At 70.7% G+C, this 7,888-nt stretch carries 8 protein-coding genes and 1 pseudogene; 5 read left to right on the top strand and 4 right to left on the bottom strand.

What is annotated here, in order from left to right; all coding sequences use genetic code 11:
- Positions 1–87 precede the first annotated feature (87 nt).
- The gene (locus C1J00_RS33625; protein WP_180989787.1) at positions 88–609 is read right to left on the bottom strand and encodes a MarR family winged helix-turn-helix transcriptional regulator; all 522 of its coding nucleotides are present in this window, start codon (positions 607–609) and stop codon (positions 88–90) included.
- A 104-nt stretch (positions 610–713) separates the two neighbouring features.
- Here C1J00_RS33625 and C1J00_RS33620 point away from each other — a divergent pair, with 104 nt between their 5' ends.
- The 4 genes from C1J00_RS33620 to C1J00_RS33605 are packed head-to-tail and all read left to right on the top strand — an operon-like array spanning position 714 to position 4,495.
- Positions 714–1,631 carry an SDR family NAD(P)-dependent oxidoreductase gene (locus tag C1J00_RS33620; RefSeq protein WP_102912749.1) on the top strand — a complete coding sequence of 306 codons (918 nt, stop codon included), beginning with the start codon at positions 714–716 and terminating at the stop codon, positions 1,629–1,631.
- An 11-nt stretch (positions 1,632–1,642) separates the two neighbouring features.
- Complete coding sequence (locus C1J00_RS33615) at positions 1,643–2,518, top strand: amidohydrolase family protein (protein WP_102912751.1); 876 nt, start codon at positions 1,643–1,645, stop codon at positions 2,516–2,518.
- 10 nt (positions 2,519–2,528) lie between these two features.
- Positions 2,529–4,031, top strand: a complete 1,503-nt coding sequence (locus C1J00_RS33610) for an acyl-CoA synthetase (RefSeq protein ID WP_102912748.1) — start codon at positions 2,529–2,531, stop codon at positions 4,029–4,031.
- A gap of 8 nt (positions 4,032–4,039) precedes the next feature.
- Complete coding sequence (locus C1J00_RS33605; protein WP_102912747.1) at positions 4,040–4,495, top strand: MaoC family dehydratase; 456 nt, start codon at positions 4,040–4,042, stop codon at positions 4,493–4,495.
- A gap of 26 nt (positions 4,496–4,521) precedes the next feature.
- Here the strand turns inward: C1J00_RS33605 and C1J00_RS33600 are convergent, their stop codons facing one another.
- The 3 genes and pseudogenes from C1J00_RS33600 to C1J00_RS33585 form a co-directional block, all read right to left on the bottom strand.
- On the bottom strand, positions 4,522–5,349 hold the full coding sequence (locus tag C1J00_RS33600) for a PaaX family transcriptional regulator (RefSeq protein WP_102912750.1): 828 nt from the start codon (positions 5,347–5,349) through the stop codon (positions 4,522–4,524).
- 299 nt (positions 5,350–5,648) lie between these two features.
- Positions 5,649–5,999: pseudogene (locus tag C1J00_RS48395) on the bottom strand (histidinol-phosphatase); the annotation flags it as partial.
- A 26-nt stretch (positions 6,000–6,025) separates the two neighbouring features.
- Complete coding sequence (locus C1J00_RS33585; RefSeq protein ID WP_245936604.1) at positions 6,026–7,669, bottom strand: LamG-like jellyroll fold domain-containing protein; 1,644 nt, start codon at positions 7,667–7,669, stop codon at positions 6,026–6,028.
- Here C1J00_RS33585 and C1J00_RS45600 point away from each other — a divergent pair.
- Positions 7,659–7,888, top strand: a 230-nt coding sequence (locus C1J00_RS45600) for a hypothetical protein (RefSeq protein WP_180989789.1), incomplete at its 3' end; no start/stop codon positions are given. The genes C1J00_RS33585 and C1J00_RS45600 overlap by 11 nt on opposite strands.

The following is a 7,888-nucleotide window of genomic DNA, read 5'->3' as shown; positions in this document are numbered from 1 at the left end:
GCTGCACGGTGGGCTCCCTGGGGACGGGGCGCGGTTGGTCCGTGAAGTTATGCATCCATCGTGCAGCCGTCAATCACTTGCACAACATTAGTTCAGGCCGTCCTCGGCGATGCGCAGCAGCAGTGCGTGCAGGGTCTCCCGCTCGGCCGGGTCCAGGGGGCCCAGCAGTTCGCCGGTCACCCGCAGGCCGGCCTCATCGGTGTCGCGGAGGAAGTCGCTGCCGCTCTCGGTCAGGACGACGATCCGGCTGCGGCGGTCGTCGGGGGAGGGGCGGCGCTCGGCGAAGCCCAGCTTCTCCAGGTCGTCGACCAGGCCGACGATCGCGCTCGGGTCGTAGCCGAGGCGCGCGCTCAGCTCGCGCTGCGGGGTGCCGTCCGTGGTGGCGAGGTAGCGCAGCACGGCGTAGTGGCGCAGGCGCAGGCCCGACTCCTGGAGGCAGGAGTTGAAGAGCTGCCCCGAGCGCAGGCCCAGCCGGTACAGCAGGTAGCCCGTGTCGGCGTGCAGTCCGCGCATCCACGGCTCGTGCGCGTCGATGGGCTTCGCGGTGACGTTCTGGCGTGTGATGGCGGGCTCCCTGTGCTCGGTGCTGCTTGCCGGTGATTCCAGCATCTCGCACCCACAGGTCTCCAACAACTATTGACGACAACAATTATTGCTCTTAGCTTCGATCTCGCAGCCGTACCACCCGCATCAGCTCGTGAAGGGACCCGCCCGTGCCCAGCATCGATCTCTCCGGCAAGGCCGCCGTCGTCACCGGCAGCGGCCGGGGCCTCGGCCTCGCCTATGCCCACGCCCTGGCCGCCCACGGCGCGTCCGTGGTCGTCAACGACGTCGACGAGGCGGTGGCCGAGGCGGCCGTGAAGTCCATCGTGGAAGCGGGCGGCAGGGCCGTCGCCGAGGTCGTCCCGGTCGGCACCGCCGAGGCCGCCGAGCGGCTGGTGAACCGCGCGGTCGAGGAGTTCGGCCGGCTGGACGTCCTCGTCACCAACGCGGGCATCCTGCGCGACAAGGTCCTGTGGAAGATGACCGACGAGGACTTCGACGCGGTGCTCACCACCCACCTCAAGGGCACCTTCACCTGCGCCCGCGCCGCCGCCGTCAAGATGCGCGAGCAGGGCGAGGGCGGCTCGCTGATCCTGGTCGGCTCCCCGGCCGGCCAGCGCGGGAACTTCGGCCAGACGAACTACGCCGCCGCCAAGGCCGGCATCGCGGCGATGGCCCGCACCTGGTCGATGGAGCTGGGCCGCGCGGGCATCACGGTCAACGCCATCGTGCCGGTCGCCGCCACCGCGATGACCGAGACCATCCCGGCCTTCGCCCCGTACGTCGAGGCCATGAAGAACGGTGAGCCACTGCCGGACTTCCTGCGCAAGGGCGAGGGCTTCGGCACCCCCGAGGACTGCGCGGCCCTGGTCCCGTTCCTCGCCTCCGAGGCCGCCCGGGGCGTCACCGGCCAGTGCGTCGGCATCGGCGGCGACAAGGTGGCACTCTGGTCGCATCCGCAGGAGATCAGGGTGGCCTACGCCGACGGCGGCTGGACCCCCGCCACCCTCGCCGACGCCTGGCCCACCTCGGTCGGTGCCGAGCTCCAGTCGGTCGGCATCCCGGCGCCGAAGTTCCCGGAGGCGTGATGGACCGCGTGATGGACCTGGAGTCACTGGTCGCGATCGACGTCCACACCCACGCCGAGGTCTCCTCCAAGGGCCACTCCTCCCTGGACGACGACCTGCACGACGCCTCCTCGGCCTACTTCAAGGTCGAGGGCAAGCGGAAGCCGACCCTGGAGGAGACGGCCGCCTACTACCGCGAGCGGAACATGGCCGCCGTGATCTTCACGGTGGACGCCGAATCCGCCACCGGCACCCCGCCGGTACCGAACGAGGAGGTCGCCGAGGCGGCCGCCGCCAACGCCGACGTCCTCATCCCCTTCGCCTCCATCGACCCCTTCCGCGGGAAGGCGGGGGTGAAGCAGGCCCGGCGGCTGGTCGAGGAGTACGGGGTGAAGGGCTTCAAGTTCCACCCCAGCATCCAGGGTTTCTTCCCCAACGACCGCTCGGTGGCCTACGACCTGTACGAGGTGATCGAAGAGACGGGCACGATCGCCCTGTTCCACACCGGCCAGACGGGCATCGGCGCCGGCGTCCCCGGCGGGGGCGGGATCAGGCTGAAGTACTCCAACCCGCTCCACGTCGACGACGTGGCGGCCGACTTCCCGCACCTGAAGATCATCCTCGCGCACCCGTCCTTCCCCTGGCAGGACGAGGCCCTGGCCGTCGCCACGCACAAGCCGGGCGTGCACATCGACCTGTCCGGCTGGTCGCCGAAGTACTTCCCGCCCCAGCTCGTGCAGTACGCGAACACCCTGCTCAAGGACAAGGTCCTCTTCGGCTCCGACTTCCCCGTCCTCACCCCCGACCGCTGGCTCGCCGACTTCGGCAAGCTGACGATCAAGGACGAGGTCCGGCCGAAGATCCTCAAGGAGAACGCGGCCCGCCTGCTCGGGCTGACGAAACCGTAAGGGGCGTGACATGCGCAACGAGGGACTGGGGTCATGGCCCGCACGCCGGGCCCGCAAGACCCCGCACCGCACCGCCCTGATCCACGGCGAGGACGCCACCGACTACGGCACGCTCCACACCCGCACCACCCGCCTGGCGCACGCCCTGCGCGCCCGGGGCGTGCGCCGCGGTGACCGCATCGCCTACCTCGGCCCGAACCACCCCTCCTACCTGGAGACCCTGTTCGCGGCCGGCACGCTCGGTGCGGTCTTCGTCCCCCTCAACATCCGCCTCGCCGGACCCGAGATCGCCTACCAACTCGCCGACTCCGGCGCCCGCGCCCTCGTCTACGGCCCGTCCCACGCCGGTCTGGTCGCGGGCCTTCCCGGCAGCACGGACGTACGCGTCTACCTGGAGGTCGGCGGCGAGTACGAGGCGGTCGTCGCCGAGGCGTCCGAGGAGCCGGTCGACGAGCCGGTCGGCGCCGACGACACCTGCATCATCATGTACACCTCGGGCACGACCGGCCGCCCCAAGGGCGCCATGCTCACCCACGGCAACCTCACCTGGAACGCGGTCAACGTCCTCGTCGACACCGACCTGATCGCCGACGAACGCGCCCTGGTCTCCGCCCCGCTGTTCCACACGGCGGGCCTGAACATGCTGACCCTGCCGGTGCTGCTGAAGGGCGGCACCTGCGTCCTGGTCGACGCCTTCGACCCGGACGCCACCTTCGACCTCATCGAACGCCACCGGATCACCTTCATGTTCGGCGTGCCCACGATGTTCGACCAGATGGCCCGCCACCCGCGCTGGCCCGGCGCGGACCTCTCCTCGCTGCGCATCCTCACCTGCGGCGGCTCCCCGGTCCCCACACCGCTGATCGCCGCCTACCAAAAACGCGGTCTGACCTTCCTCCAGGGCTACGGCATGACCGAGGCCGCCCCCGGCACGCTGTTCCTGGACGCCGAGCACGCCGTCAGCAAGGCGGGATCGGCGGGCGTGCCGCACTTCTTCAGCGACGTCCGCGTCGTCCGGCCCGACCTCGCGCCGGCCGGCATCGGCGAGGTGGGCGAGATCGTGGTGCGCGGCCCGCACGTCATGCCCGGCTACTGGGGGCTGCCCGAGGAGACGGCCGCGTCCTTCGCGGACGGCTGGTTCCGCAGCGGCGACGCCGCCCAGATCGACGAGGACGGCTACGTCCACATCGTCGACCGCATCAAGGACATGATCATCTCCGGTGGCGAGAACATCTACCCCGCCGAGATCGAGGACCAGCTCCTCGCCCACCCGGACATCGCCGAGTGCGCGGTGATCGGGGTGCCGGACGACAAGTGGGGCGAGGTGCCGCGCGCGGTCGTCGTGCCCCGTGAGGGCGCCGCCCTCGACCCCGACGAGGTGCTCGCGTCCCTCGCGGGCCGCCTCGCCAAGTACAAGATCCCGAAGTCGGTGGTCCTCGCGGACGAACTCCCGCGCACCGCCTCCGGAAAACTCCTCAAGTCCCGTGTGCGTACGCGCTACGGCAACCAGTAAGGATCCGCATGAGCCTCACCGTCAACGGCCTCGACGAACTCAAGAAGCTCGCCGGCAGCGACCTCGGCACCAGCGAGTGGATCGAGGTGACGCAGGAGCGCATCAACACCTTCGCCGACGCCACGGGCGACCACCAGTGGATCCACGTGGACCCCGAGCGCGCCAAGGACGGCCCCTTCGGCGCCCCCATCGCGCACGGCTACCTCACTCTCTCCCTCTTCATCCCCCTGTTCACCGAGCTGCTGGACGTACAGGGCGTGACGACCAAGGTCAACTACGGCCTCAACAAGGTGCGTTTTCCCTCGCCGGTCAAGGCCGGCTCCCGCATCCGCCTGACGGCGAAGCTCAGCGAGGTCGAGGAGGTGCCGGGCGGCGTGCAGATCACCGTCGAGGGTGCCATCGAGATCGAGGGCGCCACCAAGCCGGCCGCCGTGCTGCAGAGCCTGTCGCGGTTCTACGCCTGAGCCTGACCGGGTCCATCAGGCGCAGATCATCCGGGCCGGCGGGCCGGCACCAGGTCCAGAAGACGTTCCGAGGCCTCCTCGGCGAGCGGTGAGAGCCGTTCGTGCACGGTCCGGAACGTCTTCTCGGCCTGTTCGGCCGGCCAGTCGCCCGGCAGGTGCTCGACCGGCAGCCGAGGGTCGCGGCGGACGATCTGCAGCCACTCCGTCTGGAGGCGCAGGCGCAGCACAAGGGCGTCGCCGGCGTCCGGCAGGTCGTCCTCCCAGTGCTGCCAGCGCCCCGCGAACCCCTCGTAGCGGCCGGCCAGTTCGGACAGCTCCCAGGTCTCCTCGATCATCCGGCCGATGTCCATGCCGGTGTCCGCGTGCGCCCGGAAGACCTTGACGTGTGCGGACAGTCCGAGGTCGGCCACCAGGGCCGACACGTCGACCTCGCCCGGGGCGATCCACAGACCGTTGAAGAGCGGGCCGAAGCCGCTCCAGGTCAGCCGGGAGCGCAGATCGTGGCGCTGGCGCTGCCAGGACTCCGGCAGGGAGAAGCCGAGCAGCGTCCAGGTGCCGTCCCACCGCCGGTTGACGGCACCCGCCTGCCAGATCCGCTGCGCGCCGTCGCGCAGCACGGCCTCCGAGCGCTCGGTCAGCCCGAAGTACATGCGGCGGCCCTCGCGCTGGCGACGCAGCAGGTCACGGCCCGCCATGCGGGTCAGCGTGGAGCGGGTGGCCTGCTCGCCGATGCCGGCGCGGGCGAACACGTCGATGACGCTGCCGGAGTACACGCACACGTCACGGCCGAGCACCTGGTCGCCCAGGAACGTCAGCATCAGGGCCTGGGGGCGCAGCGACTCTTCACCGGTCACGCGGCCCACCGTACCTCCGCCCCATCAGTCCTTGACCTGCTGGTACCGGGGATCAGGCCCCCTCGACGTCGACGAACACCGGGTTCGATCGAAGCTCTCCCCTCCCTTCGCAAGCTCAGGAAGGGGATTCCCGTCATACCTTGCGGTGACAGGTTTGACGGCTTTTGCCGCCCTGCGACCGCGCCTTCCGGCGGCCGGGACCTCCACGATGACGTGGCCGATCCGGTACAGGTGCAAGATGTTGCGAGCCGCGTTCCAGTCGGCGTTCGCCGTCCAGCCGCAGTCGGGGTTCTTGCACACGTGTCCGCCCACGGGTCGCCGTCCCCGGGCGCGTGCGGGACCGGCCCGCGCGGATCGACCGAGGCGCCGAGGTATCCGGTGCCGTTCCGGTTGCCATCGCTGCCGTTGCTGCCGCGCAGCCGGACGTAGAAGGACTCCTCGCCGGCGGTCAGCGGGATGCGCAGGGTGTAGGTGCCCGTGCGACCCGAGACGTCCTGCGTCCGGACGACCCGTGAGTCCGGGGCCGCCGAACAGGGCCGCGCGGCGCAGGAGCCCGACGGGACACGCCCTGCGGATCGAGGGCGGCGGGGGAGACGGACGGGTCGGCCCAGGCGGGCAGTTGCTGCTCGGCCATGACGAATCCTCGCGCGTTGTGAGGTCAGTGGTTCATGAAAGATCAGTGGTTCATGAAAGAGGTGACGGGCAGCGCCCGTGCGACGATCCGGACGTCGCCGAGCCGGCCGTGGAAGATCTGGTCGATCTTGCCGCCGTACTCGTAACCGCCGAGCAGCCACGGCAGTCCGACCGAGGTGATGCCGACGGAGGTGGCCTGGGGGTTGCGGAGGACCGGGCAGCCCTCGACGTACAGCGTGGTGTGCTTGCCGTCGTTGACGACCGCGAGGTGCCACCAGGTCTCCAGCGGCGTCTCCTGGCCCCAGTTGGTGGCGATGCCCTGCTGGTTGAGCGGGCGCATCGCCCACTGCGGTTCCCGGTCGTTGGACAGCGACAGCGTGGCCAGCGGCTCGTCCGGGTCGTCGGCGGTCTTCCCGGCGGCGCCGCCCGTGCCCGTGCGGGAGACCAGACCCGACCAGGCGTTGTGGGCCGGGTCCCAGTCGGCGGGCAGCCGGTAGAACGCCTCGATCGTGTAACCGTCCTCGAACGTGGCCCGGCCCAGCGGGGTGCCGTCGACCGTGCGCAGGTAGGCGCCCTTCAGCGGGGACTTGAAGCCCTGGAACTCCAGGCTGCCGTGGCCCGGCTGGTCGGGGTGGTGATCGGCCGACCAGCCCAGCGCGCCGCCGCCGACCGAGACGATGGAGAGGTCGTTGCCCCGCCCGGACAGGTCGCGGACCGTGCCCGCCGTGCCGTCCACGGGCTTGTCGAAGCGCCAGTACGCCATCGTGTCCGGGACGAGCAGCTTCGCGGCGGGCCGGGCCGCACGGGCGGGCACGGGCGCGAATCCGGCGAAGCGCTGCTCGAAGTCGATCCCGACGGAGAACCGGTCGGCGTCGCCGCTCAGTTCCATCTCCTGCCGCTCCAGCTCGTTGAGGCCCTTCGCGGCCCGGCCGAGGATCCACGGCGAGAGCGTCTCCACGTCGATGACCCCGCGGTCCAGGTCGAACCGGTACAGACGGATCATGGCCGCGCCGCCGAAGTAGCGGTTCTGATAGTTCGTCAGATGCAGATGGACGTCGTGGCCGGCCGCGTTCTTCCGCGTCACGCGGCCGGCGGGCCAGTAGTGCCCGCCGAGCGCCAGGAAGATCTGGTCGTGGTCCTCGATCAGCCGGTCCCACAGCTGCTGCCCGTAGTCCGACAACGTGTCGTCCTCCACGACCAGTTCGTGCGTCGTGAGGATCACCGGCGTCTTCGGATGCTTCGCCAGGACGTCCTTCGCCCAGGTGTGGCCCTGCGGTGACAGCCGCCAGTCCAGCGCCAGGACCAGCCACTCCCGGCCGCCCGCGGTGAACAGGTGGAAGGAGTTGTACCCGTCGGCCGAGGCCCCGCCGAACGTCGTGTGCCCCGCGAACCGCTGCGGCCCGAAGACGTCCAGGTACGGTGTCGCGCCGCGCTGGTCGGTCGTCGACGACTTCACGTCGTGGTTGCCGGCCAGGACGCTGTAGCCGACGCCCCGCCGGTCCAGCAGCCGGAACGCCTCGCCGATCGCGGCGAACTCCTCCTTCGCGCCGTTCTGCGTGAGGTCGCCGAGGTGGGACAGGAAGACGATGTTCTCGTCCCGGCCGTGCTCCAGCAGATACCGCAGCGAGGCCTCGACCGGCGTCTTGTCGATGCTGGGGCCGTCGAAGAGGTACTGCGTGTCGGGCATCACCGCGAGTGTGAAGCGGCGGCTGCCCGGATCGGGGCGCCACGTCGAGGCCGCCGCCTCGGCGGTGACGGCCGGCAGCGCGCTCACGGCAGCGGCGGTCACCCACTACACGGCGTCCGCCCGGCGCGAGACGGCCGCCCGGCTGCTCGCCGAGGGCGCCCGCCGCGAGCTGTACGCGGCAGGTCCGGGCAGCGAGCACCAACTGGCCTGGGCCCGCTT

This window comes from Streptomyces cahuitamycinicus, from assembly GCF_002891435.1.
Lineage (GTDB): Bacteria > Actinomycetota > Actinomycetes > Streptomycetales > Streptomycetaceae > Streptomyces > Streptomyces cahuitamycinicus.
The sequence above is the reverse complement of the archived record's forward strand: the minus strand, read 5'-3'. Positions and strand labels throughout refer to the sequence as shown.